At 71.9% G+C, this 15,245-nt stretch carries 15 protein-coding genes; 6 read left to right on the forward strand and 9 right to left on the reverse strand.

Annotation, left to right across the window (positions count from 1 at the left end; genetic code table 11):
- Positions 1–924 (forward strand): ectoine hydroxylase, encoded by a 924-nt coding sequence (thpD, locus tag ACIOC0_RS25380; protein ID WP_402157771.1) that lies wholly within the window; start codon positions 1–3, stop codon positions 922–924.
- 70 nt (positions 925–994) lie between these two features.
- On the opposite strand, the gene ACIOC0_RS25385 is transcribed toward thpD, so the two are convergent.
- The 5 genes from ACIOC0_RS25385 to ACIOC0_RS25405 all read right to left on the reverse strand — a co-directional run bounded on the left by ACIOC0_RS25385 (position 995) and on the right by ACIOC0_RS25405 (position 5,655).
- Positions 995–2,056 (reverse strand): aminotransferase class V-fold PLP-dependent enzyme, encoded by a 1,062-nt coding sequence (locus ACIOC0_RS25385; protein ID WP_402157772.1) that lies wholly within the window; start codon positions 2,054–2,056, stop codon positions 995–997.
- A gap of 107 nt (positions 2,057–2,163) precedes the next feature.
- Positions 2,164–2,880, reverse strand: coding sequence for a DsbA family oxidoreductase (locus ACIOC0_RS25390; RefSeq protein WP_402157774.1), 717 nt, complete (start codon positions 2,878–2,880; stop codon positions 2,164–2,166).
- Positions 2,881–2,973: 93 nt separating this feature from the next.
- Positions 2,974–3,456 (reverse strand): GNAT family N-acetyltransferase, encoded by a 483-nt coding sequence (locus tag ACIOC0_RS25395; protein ID WP_402157775.1) that lies wholly within the window; start codon positions 3,454–3,456, stop codon positions 2,974–2,976.
- Positions 3,457–3,465: 9 nt separating this feature from the next.
- Positions 3,466–4,074: a DUF1349 domain-containing protein gene (locus ACIOC0_RS25400; RefSeq protein ID WP_402157776.1), complete on the reverse strand. Its 609-nt coding sequence runs from the start codon at positions 4,072–4,074 to the stop codon at positions 3,466–3,468.
- 51 nt (positions 4,075–4,125) lie between these two features.
- Positions 4,126–5,655 (reverse strand): aldehyde dehydrogenase (NADP(+)), encoded by a 1,530-nt coding sequence (locus ACIOC0_RS25405; protein WP_402157779.1) that lies wholly within the window; start codon positions 5,653–5,655, stop codon positions 4,126–4,128.
- Between the two features lie 109 nt (positions 5,656–5,764).
- On the opposite strand from ACIOC0_RS25405, the gene ACIOC0_RS25410 reads away from it, so the two are divergent.
- From ACIOC0_RS25410 to ACIOC0_RS25430, 5 genes are all read left to right on the forward strand, one after another.
- Positions 5,765–6,538, forward strand: coding sequence for an IclR family transcriptional regulator (locus tag ACIOC0_RS25410; RefSeq protein WP_130437426.1), 774 nt, complete (start codon positions 5,765–5,767; stop codon positions 6,536–6,538).
- A gap of 24 nt (positions 6,539–6,562) precedes the next feature.
- On the forward strand, positions 6,563–7,030 hold the full coding sequence (locus tag ACIOC0_RS25415; protein WP_402157781.1) for a GNAT family N-acetyltransferase: 468 nt from the start codon (positions 6,563–6,565) through the stop codon (positions 7,028–7,030).
- Between the two features lie 120 nt (positions 7,031–7,150).
- Positions 7,151–8,599: a peptidoglycan D,D-transpeptidase FtsI family protein gene (locus ACIOC0_RS25420; RefSeq protein ID WP_402157782.1), complete on the forward strand. Its 1,449-nt coding sequence runs from the start codon at positions 7,151–7,153 to the stop codon at positions 8,597–8,599.
- A 212-nt stretch (positions 8,600–8,811) separates the two neighbouring features.
- Complete coding sequence (locus ACIOC0_RS25425) at positions 8,812–9,384, forward strand: SigE family RNA polymerase sigma factor (RefSeq protein ID WP_402157784.1); 573 nt, start codon at positions 8,812–8,814, stop codon at positions 9,382–9,384.
- The gene (locus ACIOC0_RS25430; RefSeq protein ID WP_402157786.1) at positions 9,381–10,250 is read left to right on the forward strand and encodes a hypothetical protein; all 870 of its coding nucleotides are present in this window, start codon (positions 9,381–9,383) and stop codon (positions 10,248–10,250) included. The genes ACIOC0_RS25425 and ACIOC0_RS25430 overlap by 4 nt, the downstream gene beginning before the upstream one ends.
- Before the next feature lie 48 nt (positions 10,251–10,298).
- On the opposite strand, the gene ACIOC0_RS25435 is transcribed toward ACIOC0_RS25430, so the two are convergent.
- The 4 genes from ACIOC0_RS25435 to ACIOC0_RS25450 all read right to left on the reverse strand — a co-directional run bounded on the left by ACIOC0_RS25435 (position 10,299) and on the right by ACIOC0_RS25450 (position 15,169).
- Positions 10,299–11,465, reverse strand: coding sequence for a pectinesterase family protein (locus ACIOC0_RS25435; protein ID WP_402157789.1), 1,167 nt, complete (start codon positions 11,463–11,465; stop codon positions 10,299–10,301).
- An 81-nt stretch (positions 11,466–11,546) separates the two neighbouring features.
- Complete coding sequence (locus tag ACIOC0_RS25440) at positions 11,547–12,863, reverse strand: polysaccharide lyase family 1 protein (RefSeq protein ID WP_402157790.1); 1,317 nt, start codon at positions 12,861–12,863, stop codon at positions 11,547–11,549.
- A 35-nt stretch (positions 12,864–12,898) separates the two neighbouring features.
- A complete protein-coding gene (locus ACIOC0_RS25445; RefSeq protein WP_402157792.1) occupies positions 12,899–13,693 on the reverse strand; it encodes a rhamnogalacturonan acetylesterase in 795 nt (264 codons plus the stop codon).
- Between the two features lie 129 nt (positions 13,694–13,822).
- A complete protein-coding gene (locus ACIOC0_RS25450; protein ID WP_402157793.1) occupies positions 13,823–15,169 on the reverse strand; it encodes an ABC transporter substrate-binding protein in 1,347 nt (448 codons plus the stop codon).
- Between the last annotated feature and the right edge of the window lie 76 nt (positions 15,170–15,245).

Genomic DNA, 15,245 nt, shown 5'->3' on the forward strand with positions numbered 1-15,245 from the left:
ATGACCACTCACCTGACCAGCCCGGCCCAGACCCCTGCCGCCACCGTCCCCGACCTCTACCCGAGCCGCGGCGCCACCGAGGTGAGCACGCCGCGCCAGGACCCGGTCGTCTGGGGCGCCCCGGACGCGCCCGGCCCGTTCGAGCCGCTGGACCTGCAGTCGTTCGAACGTGACGGTTTCGTCGCGGTCGACCAGCTGCTCACCGACGACGAGGTCGGCGTCTACCGGCAGGAGCTGGACCGGCTGGTGACCGACCCGACGATCCGGGCCGACGAGCGGTCCATCGTCGAGCCGCAGTCCCAGGAGATCCGGTCCGTGTTCGAGGTGCACCGGATCAGCGAGGTCTTCGCCCGTCTCGTGCGCGACGAGCGGATCGTCGGCCGGGCCCGCCAGATCCTCGGCTCCGACGTGTACGTCCACCAGTCGCGGATCAATGTCAAGCCGGGCTTCGGCGCCTCCGGCTTCTACTGGCACTCCGACTTCGAGACCTGGCACGCCGAGGACGGTCTGCCCCGGATGCGGACGGTGTCCGTCTCGGTCGCGCTGACCGAGAACTACGACACCAACGGCGGCCTGATGATCATGCCGGGCTCGCACAAGACGTTCCTGGGCTGCGCCGGCGCCACGCCCAAGGACAACTACAAGAAGTCGCTGCAGATGCAGGACGCGGGCACCCCGTCCGACGAGGCGCTGACCGCGATGGCCTCCGAGTACGGCATCAAGCTGTTCACGGGCCGCGCCGGTTCGGCGACCTGGTTCGACTGCAACGCCATGCACGGCTCCGGCGACAACATCACGCCGTTCCCGCGCAGCAACGTCTTCATCGTGTTCAACAGCGTGGAGAACGAGGCCGTCGAGCCGTTCTCGGCGCCCGTCAGGCGGCCCGAGTTCATCGGCGCCCGCGACTTCACCCCGGTGAGGTAGGCGCCACCCTCAGGGACACCGGGCCGGGCCCCCTCGTGTGGGACGGGGGACCCGGCCCGGTCCTGTGCGCTCAGCCGGACAGGACGTCGAGCAGGCGGTCCACGTCGGCGGGGGTGTTGTGGAGGTGGAAGCTCGCGCGCAGGTTGCCGGCCCGGTCGGAGACCTCGACGCCCGCGCGGCTCAACTCCGGCTGCCGCACGCCCAGTCCGGGCACCGAGACGATCGCCGAGCCGGGGGCGGGCACCGGCTCGTGGCCGAGCGCCGTGAGCCCGTCCCGGAACCGGTCGGCGAGCGCGATGTCGTGGGCGTGCACGGCGGCCACGCCGAGTTCCTCGATCAGGTCGAGCGAGGGCCGCAACCCCGCGAGCGTGAACAGCGCGGGGCTCAGGTCGAACCGCCTCGCTGAGCGGGCGAGTTCCGCCACGGGGCCGTAGCAGCTGTCCCAGGGCCGCTCAGCGGCGACCCATCCTGCGAGCACCGGCGTCAGAGCGCCGAAGTCCTCCGGGACGGTGAAGAAGGCGGCCCCGTGCGGGCCGAGGAGCCACTTGTAGGAGACGGCGGCGGTGAAGTCGTAGGCGCCGGCGTCCATCGCCAGCCAGCCCGCCGACTGGGAGAAGTCGACGTAGGTGCGGGCGTCGTGGGCGCGCGCGGCCTCGCGCAGGGCGGGCAGGTCGGCGATCCGCCCGTCCGCCGACTGGACCGCGCTGACCGCGACGAGCGCGGTGTCCGGGCGGACGGACTCGGCGATCCGCTCCAGCGGCACCGAGCGGACCTTGAGGTCGCCCCGCACATGGAACGGGTTCAGCACGGAGGTGAAGTCGCCCTCGGCGGTGAGCACCTCGGCCCCGGCCGGCAGCGAGGCGGCGACCACCCCGGTGTGCGCGGTGACCGTCGCGCCGACCGCCACCCGGGTGACGGGGACGCCGGCGAGCCGGGCGTAGGCGGCCCGGCAGGCCTCCACGTCCTCGTACAGCGGGGTAGTGGGACGGCCCTCGGCCCGCAGCAGCGCCGCCTCGTGCAGGGCGGCGACCGTACGGGCCGGGAGCAGGCTGTTGCTCGCGGTGTTGAGGTAGACGCCCTTCGGGGCGAACTCGGAGCGGACGAGGGCTTGGAAGGTCTCCGTGGTCTCCATGACTCCACTGTGGGGCCAGGGCAAGTCCACGTCCATCGCGCGTCTCCAAGCGGTTGTGCCAAGCAACGCTTATAGATCGCTCCGGGCCGCCACCGCCGCCGGCCGTGTCAGTTCTGCGGGACCGCGCATCCGTCGGGGCCGCAGGCCTCGGCTCCGCCCTCGTCGATCAGCGTGAGCGGGGAGCGGTCGCCCCATGCCCGGGCCAGCGCCTGGGCGAAGACCTCGGCGGGCTGGGCCCCGGAGACGCCGTAGGCGCGGTCGAGGACGAAGAACGGCACGCCGTTCGCGCCGAGTTCGGCCGCCTCGCGTTCGTCGGCGCGGACCTCGTCGGCGTAGGCGGCCGGGTCGGCGAGCACCTCGCGGACGGCGCCGGCGTCGAGACCGGCCTCCACGGCCAGCTCCACGAGCCGCTCGTCGCCCTCGCTGAACAGGGAGCGCTCCTCGGCGAAGTTCGCCCGGTACAGGATCTGGATCAGCTCGTCCTGCCGGCCCCATTCCTTGGCGAGGTGCAGCAGGCGGTGCAGGTCGAAGGTGTTGCCGTGGTCGCGGTCCCGGGTGCGGTAGTCGAGGCCCTCGGCGGCGGCCTGCGCGCCGAGGTTGTCCTCGCCGGCCTGGGCCTGCGCCTCGCTCATGCCGTACTTCTTGGTCAGCATCGTCAGCACGGGCTGGACGTCGCCCTTGGCGCGGCCGGGGTCCAGCTCGAAGGAGCGGTGGACGACCTCGACCTGGTCGCGGTGCGGGAAGGCCGCGAGCGCCTTCTCGAAGCGGGCCTTGCCCACGTAGCACCAGGGGCAGGCGATGTCGCTCCAGATCTCGACGCGCATGTCTCGGCTCTCTCCAGGTCGTCGTGTCGGCTGCGGAGACGCCCTCCGGCCGATACGTGAACGTTCAAGCGCCGCGGCGCATTCCCGCGCCTGTCATTCGCCTTTCACGAAGAAGCGCAGACAGAGGTGGTGGTCGTCCTCGGCGGGCGGGTTCTCGGGGTCCGGCACCCAGCCCCGGCGGGCGTAGAAGGCCTGGGCGCGCCGGTTGTCGACGTGCACGTCGAGGACGGCGGCGGCCCTGCCGTCGGCGCGCCACCGCTCGACGCACTCCGTGTGCAGGGCCGTGCCGATGCCGCCGCGCCAGCGGTCGGGGTCGACGTGGAACTGGAACAGCTTGACCGTGTCGGCGGGCGCGTCCGGCGGGGTGCGGAAGGAGGCGACGGCGACGATCCGGTCGCCCTCGACGGCGCACAGCACCTGTCCGTCGGGCCGCTCGATCGCCGTGCGCCAGTTGGCGAGCCAGTCGCTGCCGTCCTGCGGGATCCCGTCCGGGTAGTACGTGGCCCGTGCCCGCGCGTGCAGCGCGGTCACGGCCTCCACGTCGGCGGGTACGGCCTCGCGGATCACGTGGATCATCCGTACGCCTCAGCTTCCGTCACGCAGGTCGTCCGGCCAGCCGGGGCGGAACTCGATGTGGTCGTAGGTGACCACGCAGCCCTCCCCCATCGGCGCCTGCGCCAGGAAGCCGACCAGGGCCGCGCCGGTCTCCTTCTCGCCGCCGAGCGTGAACAGCCGGACGAAGGTCCAGTGTTCGCCGTCCCGGGAGGCGTGGAAGGCGAAGGCCCGTCCGGTCCGGCTCACTCGAAGCCAGACCGAACTTCCGTCCACGGTGAAGGAGTTGGCGTCGTCGGAGTGTCCCCGGGTGACCACCGTGCAGACGGTGGGCACGTCCGGGGAGTACTCCAGGCAGAGCTTGGCCCAGGCCCGCTCACCGACGTGGACGTACAACGCCCCCGCGTCGAAGGCCCCGTTGAACCCGACGGTGACGCGGGCGATGAGCTGGAAGTCCCCCTCGGGCGCGCCGAGCAGCCGGGGCGCGTCGGAGGCGGGGTCGAGTGCCTCGCCCGTGGGCGGCACGAACCGGTCCTGCCGGGGACCGGCCCACCCGGTGAGCACACCGTCCTCGTAGGACCAGTTCCCGTCCGGCCCGTAGGTCCGCAAGGGGAAGGGAAGTCGGGGAAGTTCGATGTCCATGGCTCCATCATCGTCCGCCCGCAGAGCAGGCGGGGGTCTGTCGGACAGGGCCTAGCGTTCCAGCCGTCCGTTGAACCGCCGCGGCAGGCCGAGCGGGTTGTCGTCGCGGAGCTCCGGCGGCAGCAGCGCCTCGGGCGCGCCCTGGTAGGCGACCGGCCGCAGCCACCGCTCGATCGCGGTCCCGCCCACCGACGTGGACGTGGACGTGGTCGCGGGGTAGGGCCCGCCGTGGTGCTGGGCCGGTGCGACGGCGACGCCGGTCGGCCAGCCGTTGACCAGCACGCGCCCGGCGAGCGGCGTCAGCTCGGCGAGGATCTCCGCGCCGCGCCCCTGGCCGGCCGCCTCCTCGGAGGACAGGTGGACCGTCGCCGTGAGGTTGCCGGGCAGCCGGGTCAGGACGGCCTTCACCTCGTCCTCGGAGTCGTAGCGGGCCACGACGGTGACCGGCCCGAAGCACTCCTCCAGCAGCAGGTCGTGCTCGCCCCGGGCCGCCAGGCGCGCGGCCGGCACGGTCAGGAACCCGGCGCTGACGGTGTGCTCGCCGCCCGCGCCCGGCGTCACCGGGGACTCCACCTCGGGCAGCGCGGTCCGCTCGGCGACCCCGGCGATGAAGTTGTCCCGCATCCGGTGGTCGAGGAGGACGCCCGCGTCGGTGTCGCTGACGGCGTCCGTGAGCGACTTCAGCAGGCCGTCGCCGGCGGAGCCGGACGGCACCAGCACGAGTCCGGGCTTCACGCAGAACTGGCCGACGCCCAGGGTCATGGAGCCGGCGAGGCCGGTGCCGATGGTCTCGGCGCGTTCGGCGGCCGCCGCCTCGGTCACCACGACCGGGTTCAGCGAGCCCAGTTCACCGTGGAAGGGGATCGGCGTGGGCCGTGCCGCCGCCGCGTCGAACAGGGCGCGGCCGCCGCGCACGGAGCCGGTGAAGCCGGCCGCGGCGACCAGCGGGTGCTTGATCAGCTCGACGCCCGCCTCGAAACCGTGGACCAGGCCCACGACGCCCTTGTCGACGCCGTGTTCGGCGGCGGCCGTCCGCAGCAGGCTGGCGACCAGCTCGGACAGGGCCGGGTGGTCGGGGTGGGACTTGACGACGACCGGGCAGCCCGCGGCGAGCGCGCTCGCGGTGTCGCCGCCGGCGACGGAGAAGGCGAAGGGGAAGTTGGACGCCGAGTAGACGGCGACGACTCCCAGCGGCACCTTGTAGCGGCGCAGGTCCGGCACGGGCGGGGTGGCGGTGTCGTCGGGGTGGTTGACGACGACGTCGAGGAAGGCGCCCTCGTCGACGATGTCGGCGAACGCGCGCAGCTGGTAGCAGGTGCGGGCGAGTTCGCCGGTCAGCCGGACCGGGCCGAGCGCGGTCTCGGCGTCGGCGACCTCGACGAGGTGGCCCCTGGCCCCCTCCAGGCGGTCGGCGGCGGTGCGCAGGAAGGCCGCGCGGACGCCGCGGTCGGCGAGGGCGTCGCGAGTGGCGTGCGCGGCGCGGACCACGGCGTCCACCTCCTGGGCCGTGGCCTCCACCGCAACCTGTTCACGCTGCTTCCCGGTTCGGGGGTCGACACTCCAGACTGGTGCTGCTGCCACCGCGGGTCCTCCACGTGCTCTGCCTCGAGGGCGTTCGATATACTGAACGTTGTCTCTGATGGTGAATATGGTGGAGATTATTTCCCGTCGAACGAAGGGGTCAAGGGCGATGTCGGCTGGCGAGACGGGGGGCGGAGCGCAGGTCAAGTCCGCGGTGCGGACGGTTGAACTGCTGGAATACTTCGCCGGCCGCCCCGGTATGCACTCCCTCGCATCGGTCCAGGAAGCCGTCGGGTATCCCAAGTCGAGCCTCTACATGCTGCTGCGCACCCTGGTGGAGCTGGGCTGGGTCGAGACCGACGCCACCGGCACGCGTTACGGCATCGGCGTGCGGGCGCTGCTGGTCGGCACCTCCTACATCGACGGCGACGAGGTCGTGGCGGCGGCCCGGCCGACGCTGGACCGGCTCTCGGACGACACCACCGAGACCATCCACCTGGCCCGCCTCGACGGCACCAACGTGGTCTACCTCGCGACCCGCCAGTCCCAGCACTATCTGCGCCCCTTCACGCGCGTGGGCCGCCGTCTGCCCGCCCACTCGACCTCCCTGGGCAAGGCGCTGCTGAGCACCTACAGCGACGAGCAGGTCCGCAAGATGCTCCCCGAGGCGCTGCCCGCGCTGACCGAACACACCATCACGGACCGCGAGAAGCTCATCGAGGAGCTGCGCCAGATCCGCGAGCAGGGCTTCGCGGTGGACCGGGAGGAGAACACGCTCGGCCTGCGCTGCTTCGGCGTCGCCATCCCCTACCGCACGCCCGCGCGGGACGCGATCAGCTGCTCCGTGCCGGTGGCGAGGCTCACGCCCGCGCACGAGCAACTGGTCAAGGACGCGCTGTTCGACGCGCGTGACCGGCTGACGCTGGCGACCCGCCGGCTGTGAACACGCGGCGGTAGCCTCGGGGGCATGCAGATCGACCTGCGTCCCGTCCATGACAGCGATCTGCCGGTCTTCTACCGGCAGATGAACGACCCCGAGGCCCTGCGGATGGCCGCGTTCACCCCGCCGGACCCGGCCGACCGGTCCCAGTTCGAGGAGCACTGGAAACGGGTGAGGTCCGGCGCCCTGGTGCGCACGGTGCTGACCGACGGGGACGTCGTCGGTCATGCGGCGGTGTACGGGGAGCCGGGCGAGCGCGAGGTGACGTACTGGGTGGACCGCTCCCACTGGGGCCGGGGCATCGCGACGGCCGCGCTGCGGGCGCTCCTCGCCGAGGTCCCCGAGCGTCCGCTGTACGCCCGGGCGGCGGCCGACAACGCCGGTTCCCTGAGGGTGCTGGAGAAGTGCGGCTTCCGCGTCACCGCCCACGCCTCGGGCTTCGCCAACGCGCGCGGCGAGGAGACCCCGGAGGTCGTCCTGAGGCTGGAAGCGTGAACCGGGCGAGCGGAGGCCTCAGGTGAGAAAAAGCGTGAACAGGTAAGAAACATGAGCGCTTGATGAGAAAACCGGCGGAAGGGAACGATCCCCTTCCGTCGGTTCGTCTTTCCGGGTGCGATGAACAAGACGATCAGGCGCGCCTCGCTCTTCACGCTGCTGCTGACCCTCGCCCTGTTGCTCCGGGCGACCTGGGTGCAGTTCTACGAGGGCCGGGCGCTGGCGGACGACCAGGACAACCGGCGGAACGCGATCGAGACGTACTCGGCGCCGCTGGGCGACATCGTCGTGGCCGGCAAGGCGATCACCGGCTCGGCGGCCACGACGGGCAGCGACCTCAAGTACCGCCGCACGTACACGGACGGCGAGCTGTACGCGGCGGTGACGGGCTACGCCTCGCAGAGCTACGCCCCCACACAGCTGGAGGGCGTCTACGCCGATCTGCTCAACGGCACCGACCCGAGGCTGCGGACCGTGACGGACGCGGTCACCGACACCCGGGCCGCTCCGGGTGACGTGGTCACCACGATCGACCCGGCCGTGCAGAAGGCCGCCTACGACGCGCTCGGCGACAAGAAGGGCGCGGCCGTCGCCCTCGACCCGGCCACCGGGAAGCTGCTGGCGGTCGTGTCGACGCCGTCGTACGACCCGTCCTCGCTGACCGCCGCCGACACCGCCGGGGCCGCGTGGAAGAAGCTCACCGCCGACCCGGACAAGCCGCTCACCAACCGGGCGCTGCGGCAGCCGCTGCCGCCGGGCTCCACGTTCAAGCTGGTCGTCGCGGCGGCGGCGCTGGAGAGCGGCCTGTACACGTCGGTGGACCAGCCGACGGACAGCCCGGACCCCTATCCGCTGCCGGGCACGAGGACGGTCCTGCGCAACGAGAACGCCTCCGCCCCGTGCGCGAACGCCTCGATCCGGGTGGCGCTCCAGTACTCGTGCAACACCGTCTTCGGCCGCATGGCCGTCCAGCTGGGGCAGGACAAGGTGCGGGCCATGGCGGAGAAGTTCGGCTTCGACGACACGTCGCAGGACGTGCCCGTGCGGGCCTACCCGAGCGTGTACCCGTCCGGCATGAACGCGTCGTCGACCGCCCTCAGCGGCATCGGCCAGTACGACGTGACCGCGACCCCGCTCCAGATGGCCATGGTGTCGGCCGCCATAGCCAACGACGGGGTGCTCGTCCAGCCGCACATGGTCTCGGAGATCACCGACGGCGGCGGCAACGCGCTGGAGGAGTACGACAAGCCGTCGACGACGCGGGTCGTCAGCGCCGGCACGGCCGAGCAGTTGCGGTCGGCGATGCGGACGGTCGTGGAACAGGGCACCGGCACCAACGCCCGGATCGACGGGGTCGCCGTCGGCGGGAAGACGGGCACCGCCCAGCACGGCGAGAACAACAGCCAGACGCCGTACGCCTGGTTCACCTCGTACGGGAAGGCCGGCGGCAAGGCGGTCGCCGTGGCGGTGGTGGTGGAGCAGTCGAACGCGCAGCGCTCGGAGGTCAGCGGCAACGGCCTGGCCGCCCCGGTCGCCAGGGCCGCCATGAAGGCTGCCCTGAAGGGCTGAGGGGCGGTCGGGCGCTGAGGCGCCAGGATGCCTGAGCACGCGGCGCAGCGTTCGAGCCAACTCGAACCCCTGTGCCAGGCGGGGCAGATGATCACTGCTACGCTTCCGGATCTCGTCCCGACGTCCTCCCCGGGACATCCTCATGTCATTCACATGACATGCACGCGCCCCCGGCCGGGACGCCGGCAGTCCGCAGCGAGAAGAGGTCACCCGTGGGCACAGTCGTCGACGACGCCGCCTCGGTGGAGTTCCACGACTTCTTCGAACGCCACTACGCCGAACTGTCCAGACTCGCCCATCTGTTGACCGGGGAGGCGGACGCCGCCGACGATCTGGCGGCGGACGCGCTGCTGGCGCTGTGGCACCGCTGGGACCGGGTCCGCTCGGCCGACCACCCGCTGGCGTACGCGCGCGGCGTCGTCGCCAACCTCGCCCGCACCCGGATCCGCAGCGCCGTGCGCGAGCGCCGCAGGATCACCCTGTTCTGGTCGCAGCGCGAGGAGAAGACGGAGAACCCCGACGTGGCGGGCGTGGTGGACGTCCAGTCGGCGCTGCGTAGACTCCCGTTCCGCAAGCGGGCCTGTGTGGTGCTGCGGCACGCCTTCGACCTCTCGGAGAAGGACACCGCGCTCGCGCTCGGGATCTCGGTGGGTACGGTGAAGAGCCAGACCTCCAAGGGAATGGCCGAGTTGCAGAAGCTGCTCGGCCCACAAGGCGCTCCGCGCAAGGTGCAGCACGCCGTGCTCACGGTCCGCACCGGCCAGGCCGGAGGAAGGAACCGATGACGATGCGGCGGGACGTGCACGACGAGCTGCGCGCCCGGCTGCGGGGGGCGGCCGGGGCGCACGAGCCGAACCGCGAGCGGATCCTCGCCCGGATCGAGCGCGGCATGGCCGGCGAGGAGCACGCCGCACGCCGGGACACCCGGCCGCCCCTGTGGAGCTGGACGCGCATCGTGGGGGCCACGGCGGCCGTCGCGGGCATGCTCGCGGTCGGCGGCTACGCGGTGGCGTCCGCCGTACGGGGCGACACCCCGCCGCAGCAGCAGACCGTGGCGGTGTCCTCGCCGCCGGTCCCCTCCCCCGAGGCCACCAGCCGTCCGCCCGCCTCCCCCAGGCCGGCGCCGAGTTCCGGCCAGGAGAGGCGGGAGCCGGTCGAGCCGAGCGCCGCCCCGTCGCACAGCGCCCGGTCCACACCCTCGGCCCCGGCCCCGCCCCCCGCCACCACGGCTCCGCCGCCCTCCCGCGGCGCCGAGGACGGCCCGCTGTGGTCCGACGGCTCGGTCGACCCGCACAGCAACGACTTCTGGGCGCAGAGCAACGTCACCCTCAAGGCCGCCGAGCAACTGACCTCGCTCACCGTGACGTTGAAGGTGGCGCAGACCGGCGGCGTGTCCCCGGCCGGGGCCTGGCGCTCCCTGGCGGAAGCCGACTTCACGTTCACGGTCGCCGAACGGGACGGCTGTCTCGTCTACACCTGGGTGCTCAAGGAGGGCCGTACGGTCCCCAAGGGCGAGTGGGTGTTCGCGGGGCAGTACAGCCACGAGCGCGGCGGCCGGGACGCCAAGGACGACAGCTACGCCGTCACCGCGAGGGCGGGCTCCGCCGACCGTTTCGCGGGCGGCGGTTTCGCGGCCCAGGACGACGACTGAGGCAGCCGGGGCCGCGGGGACGGGACGCGCGGGAGGGCGCCGGGCCGGTCAGGAACCAGGTGCGGTGATCACAGGTTCCTTCCATGGGGCCCAGTCGCCGAGCCACGCCGCCCGAGTCGCCGACTCGACTTGTGCGCACGTGAGTTGGGGCCTGTTCTCGGCCACGGTGATCTCGGCGCCCGGTCCGGAGTTGCGGTACTCGGCGAACCGCATCGACTGCCAGGGGAAGGAGCTCGACATGTCGGTGTAGGGCGCGGCCGCGTCGATGCCGGGCCCGAGGCGGCTGTCGCGGACGATGAGCATGGGTCGGGCGGTGGTGTCGGAGCTGGGCACCCAGGGGCGGGCCAGCTTGTAGTACGCGTCCGGGGCTTCGCTGGTCACGCGGCTCTCGGTGACCAGATAGCCGCGCGGGTTGGCGGCGGCGGTGGAGGGGGCGAAGACGAACCCGTAGGGGGCGCCGGCCAGGTCGGTGCGCATCAGGGTGCGCAGGCGGCAGTGCTCGAAGACCGCGGTGGCCCGGCCGAAGACGAAGTCCACGTCCCCCTCGGCGTAGCAGTGGGAGTAGTACTGGCGGGCGAGGACGCCGAGGGCCACGGTGTCGGCGTACAGGGTGTCCTGGTGGCCGAGGAAGCGGCAGTGATGGAAGGCGGAGCGGTCGCCCTGGACCTTGAGGGCGACGGCCTGGGTGCCGGTGACACCGGGGTGGTCGGCGCGCAGCCAGTCGTTGGCGAAGGTGATCCAGCGGGCGGTGAAGCCGTCGGCCTGCAGGGTGGTGGTGGCCGACCCGGTGGTGCCGTGGGTGCCGCCGCCGGGCTTGGGGGTGCCGGCCGCGTTGTCGTACACGATCACCACGTCGTGCGGGTCCTCCGAGGCGCCGATCCAGGTCGCCTCGGTGCGGGTGGCGTCGACGGCGACGGTCTCGCGGTAGACGCCGGGGGCGAGGACGAGGGTCCGGCCGCTGCCCGTGGCTGCGGCCACGGCGTCGCGGACCGAGGTGTGGTCGCCGCGGCCCAGCGGGTCGACGTACAGGGTGGACGGGGTCAGGCGGGCGGCCGGGGAGCCGAAGCGGCCGAACGGGCGGTCCGGGCGGGTCCGGGGTCCGGCGGCGGCGTGGGCGGAGTGCGCGGCCGGCAGTCCGAGGGCGGCGGGCGCGCCCGCGGCGAGGGTCAGGAAGCCCCTGCGGGACAGGAGCGGCCGGGGATGGGGCGAGGGCATGCGGGTGCTCCTTCGCGTGCGGCTCGGGTGGAGGGGAGCGGGCCGGGACCGTGGGGTCCCGGCCCGTCGTGCGGCGTCGGGTCAGCAGATCTTCCCGGCGCCGGCTCCGGCGCGGACGATCCCGGGGACGGCCCGGGGCGGGTCGACCCTGGTGCGCAGGGTCGGCGTCCAGCCCGCGCCGGAGCGGAGCGTCTCGCCGGGGATCTCGGCGTTGTGCACGGCGATCAGGTCGACGGGCTTGCCGTTGACGTGGTTGTCGTCGGCGGTGACCGGCGAGTCGTTCCACCGCTTCAGCGCCTTGGCCGCGCTGACCCCGCTGGGCAGGGTGAACGCGTTGTGCTGGGCGACGAGTTGGGACTCCTTGCCGATGCCGAAGCTGTAGGAGTAGGAGGAGTCGGCGACGAAGTGGTTGTTGTAGGAGTCGACCTGCCCGAACCGCACCCGGGGCGCCCGCTCGACCAGGTGGGAGAACAGGTTGTGGTGGAAGGTGACCTTGAGCTTGCCCCGGTCGCCCGCCGCGGTGGACTCGCTGTCGCTGTTGCCGATCAGGATCGTCTTGTCGTGTTCGGTGAAGACGTTCCAGGAGGCGGTGACGTGGTCGGAGCCGCGGACGATGTCCAGTTCGCCGTCGTGCTGCTGGTAGAGCATCCCGAAGTACGTGGGCGCGGCGCTGTCGGGGTGGGAGCCGTCGGTGAAGGTGTTGTGGTCCAGCCAGACGTGGGTGGAGCCGTGGACGACGGCGGTGTCGTACTCGGAGTTCCAGTTGCCCTTGGAGCCGTCGGTGGGGTCCCATTGGGGGAAGCAGTCGACGGGGCTCTCGAAGGCGAGGTTGCGGACGATGACGTTGTCGACGGCCCTGATCTGCAGACTGGCGCCCTTGAACCCGGCGTTGCGGCCGACGCCGATGACGGTGGTGTTGGCGGGGACGCTCGCCTTGATCCGCTGGTCCTGGTTGGCGGCGGAGACGCGGCGCAGCCCTTCGGGGCTGTCGTCGGGCTCGGCGCTCAGGTCGGTGTCCAGGCCCCACTTCTCCGGCGCGTACTTCGCGAGGTAGGCGTCGAAGTCGTAGCCGGGGGCGGCGAGCGAGTCGCACCCCTGCGACACGGCGTCGATCGTGCCCTTCACCTTGATGATCTTGGGGGCGCTGCCTCCGGCGGCGAGGGCGGCCTTGAACTCGGCCCAGGTGGTGACGGTATAGACGTGCTGGGCGTCGGCGGCGGCCCCGCCGGTGGTCCCGGTGCCGTACGACGCCCATCCGTCGCCCGCCGGGAGGGTCTGCCGGGCGGGGTCGCGGAAGGGCTGTGCCTGGGCGGTGGGGGCGGTGACGGTCAGCGCGAGGGCGGTGCAGCCGACCACGGCCCTGCCTACAGCATGCCCATGCCATCTCTGTGCGTTCACGGTGCGGCTCTCTTTCGGCGTCGAAGGGATGACTCTCAGGAAGCGGCCGACGGCCAGGTGATCCAGGAGACCGGGATCTCCGCGTCCAGCCGGCACACGTCCCGGCGCGCGAGCACCCGGTCGCACGCCAGACCCGCGGCGACGAGCCGGGCCAGGGCGATCGCGCCGGGCGGATTGAAGTGCGTGTTGTCCTGCTCGGACTCGGTCCAGTTGAAGCAGGTCTTCGTCCCCTCCACCCCGAGCTCCTGCCACAGCGCGAGCGACTGCGCCTGGAGGTCGAGCAGGGTGACGCCCTCCTCCCGCGCCAGCGCGCGCATCGCCGCCGGATACTCGCCGTGGGTCGGCACGGCGTCGCCCGCCGCGTCGAACCGCCGCCGCTCCACGGGCGTCAGCAGCACCGGCCGCGCCCCGCGCGCCCGGGCCCCGTCGACGTACCTCCGTAAGAAGTCCCGGTAGGTCGTCCAGGGCTCGGTGTACCGGGTGGGGTCGGTCGTCTTCTCGTCGTTGTGCGCGAACTGCACGAGCAGCACGTCGCCGGGCCGGATCACGGCAAGGATCGCGTCGAGCCGTCCTTCGTCGACGAAGCTCTTCGAACTCCGGCCGTTCACGGCGTGGTTGGCGACGGCCACCGACTCGCGGAGGAAGAAGGGCAGCGCCGTCCCCCACCCGGTCTCGGGCGCGGCGTCGGCGTACTTCTGGGCGGCGGTGGAGTCGCCTGCGATGTGGAGGGTCCTCTCCCGGCTGGGCCTGGCGTGCGCGGCGCCGGCGCCCGCGAGGGCGAGGGGGACGGAGAGGGCGGCAGCGGCGGCCTGTCTGCGCGTAAGGGACACGATGGCGCACCTTTCAACAGAGTGGGTGCAGTTTCCTCAGGGGCGCGGGGCCGTATCGATGTACGGCTCCGCCGCGTGGGCGTGAAAGCCGGGGACGGCCCGCGGGACCACGGGCCGCCCCGTGCGACGTCAGCTCTTCTGCTGCTTCTTCCACTCGGCCTGAGCCTTGTTCAGCTGGTCGGCCAGCGTGTCCAGGAAGTCCTTCGCGCTCGTCTTGCCGAGCAGCACCTTCTGGAAGTTCGGCTCGTTGTCCGACTTGGAGATGGTGTTCCAGTCCGGCAGGTAGTACGGCAGCTGCACGATCGTCGTCGAGCCGTCCGTCAGCGCCTGCGCGGCCAGCTTCGTCGGCTCGGCCTTGGAGATCCACGCGTCCTTGGCCGCGTCGTTGTTGGCGGGCACCTGCCCCGCCGACTCGTTGAACTTCGAGTTCTCCGCCTTGGATGTGGCGAACTCGATGAACTTCCACGCCGCGTCCTTGTTCTTCGAGCTCTTGAACAGGCCGAGCCCGTCGACCGGGTTGGACACCTGGACCCGCTTGCCGTCGGCGCCCGCCGGCTGCGGGATGCCCCGGAACTTCTCGACGCCGAGCGCCTTCACGTGGTCCTGGTACGAGCCCAGGTTGTGGTTCAGCATGCCGATGGTGCCGGAGTCCCACTGCGCGACCATCTTGGTGAAGTCGTTGTTCAGGTCGGCCGCGGGGGTGACCTTCTTGTAGAGCGCCGCGTACTTCTCCAGCGCCGCGACGTTCTTCGGGTCGTTGACGGTGGTCTTGTCACCGTTCCAGAACGAGGTGATCCCGCTCTGGCCGTACATCGCGTCCAGCGCCTGGGCGATGGAGCCCTTGCCGCCGCGGATGGTGTACCCGAACTTGTTCTTGCCCGCGTCGGTGAGCTTCTCCGCCGCGGCGAAGAACTTGTCCCAGGTCGTCGGCGCCTCCAGGCCGGCCGCCTTGAACAGGTCGGTGCGGTAGTACAGGACGCCGTTGTTGGCGGAGGTCGGCACCGAGTACAGGGTGCCGTCGCCGCCGCCGGACGCCTTGAGGACCTTGACCATGTCCTCGTTGAGCTTGCCGTTGAGGGAGGACTTGCCGACCCGGTCGTCCAGCGGCTCCAGCACGTTCTGCGCGGCGAACCCGGCGAGCATCGCGGCGCCGACGCCGCCGACGTCCGGCAGACCGCCGCCCTGGATGGCGGTGTCGACCTTGGACTGGTACTCGGTGGAGGCGATGCCGACGTACTCGACCTCGATGTCCGGGTTCTGCTTCTCGAAGTCGGCGATGACCTCCTTCCAGATGTCGGTGCGGACACCGCCGTTGTTGTCCCAGAAGACGATCTTGCCCTTGCCGCTGCCGTCGGATCCCTTGTCGCCGCCGCTGCCGCTGCCGTCGTCACCGCAGGCGGTGGCGGTCAGGGCGAGGACGGATCCGAGCGCGACGGCCACGGCGGCACGCCTGCTTCTGTGAACGCTGATCTTCATTGGTCGGCTCTCTTCTTTGGGATCCAACGAGGGTTTCTGTGAAGGTGTGGGGGCCGAGCGTGGGGGGGCGGCGGTG

This window comes from Streptomyces sp. NPDC088254, assembly GCF_044740925.1.
Taxonomy (GTDB): domain Bacteria; phylum Actinomycetota; class Actinomycetes; order Streptomycetales; family Streptomycetaceae; genus Streptomyces.

Bases quoted from the DNA above. Each gene is read 5' to 3' on its own strand.
- thpD (WP_402157771.1), top strand. From the start codon at position 1: ATGACCACTCACCTGACCAGCCCGGCCCAGACCCCTGCCGCCACCGTC.
- ACIOC0_RS25385 (WP_402157772.1), bottom strand. From the start codon at position 2,056: ATGGAGACCACGGAGACCTTCCAAGCCCTCGTCCGCTCCGAGTTCGCC.
- ACIOC0_RS25390 (WP_402157774.1), bottom strand. From the start codon at position 2,880: ATGCGCGTCGAGATCTGGAGCGACATCGCCTGCCCCTGGTGCTACGTG.
- ACIOC0_RS25395 (WP_402157775.1), bottom strand. From the start codon at position 3,456: ATGATCCACGTGATCCGCGAGGCCGTACCCGCCGACGTGGAGGCCGTG.
- ACIOC0_RS25400 (WP_402157776.1), bottom strand. From the start codon at position 4,074: ATGGACATCGAACTTCCCCGACTTCCCTTCCCCTTGCGGACCTACGGG.
- ACIOC0_RS25410 (WP_130437426.1), top strand. From the start codon at position 5,765: ATGTCGGCTGGCGAGACGGGGGGCGGAGCGCAGGTCAAGTCCGCGGTG.
- ACIOC0_RS25415 (WP_402157781.1), top strand. From the start codon at position 6,563: ATGCAGATCGACCTGCGTCCCGTCCATGACAGCGATCTGCCGGTCTTC.
- ACIOC0_RS25420 (WP_402157782.1), top strand. From the start codon at position 7,151: ATGAACAAGACGATCAGGCGCGCCTCGCTCTTCACGCTGCTGCTGACC.
- ACIOC0_RS25430 (WP_402157786.1), top strand. From the start codon at position 9,381: ATGACGATGCGGCGGGACGTGCACGACGAGCTGCGCGCCCGGCTGCGG.
- ACIOC0_RS25435 (WP_402157789.1), bottom strand. From the start codon at position 11,465: ATGCCCTCGCCCCATCCCCGGCCGCTCCTGTCCCGCAGGGGCTTCCTG.
- ACIOC0_RS25450 (WP_402157793.1), bottom strand. From the start codon at position 15,169: ATGAAGATCAGCGTTCACAGAAGCAGGCGTGCCGCCGTGGCCGTCGCG.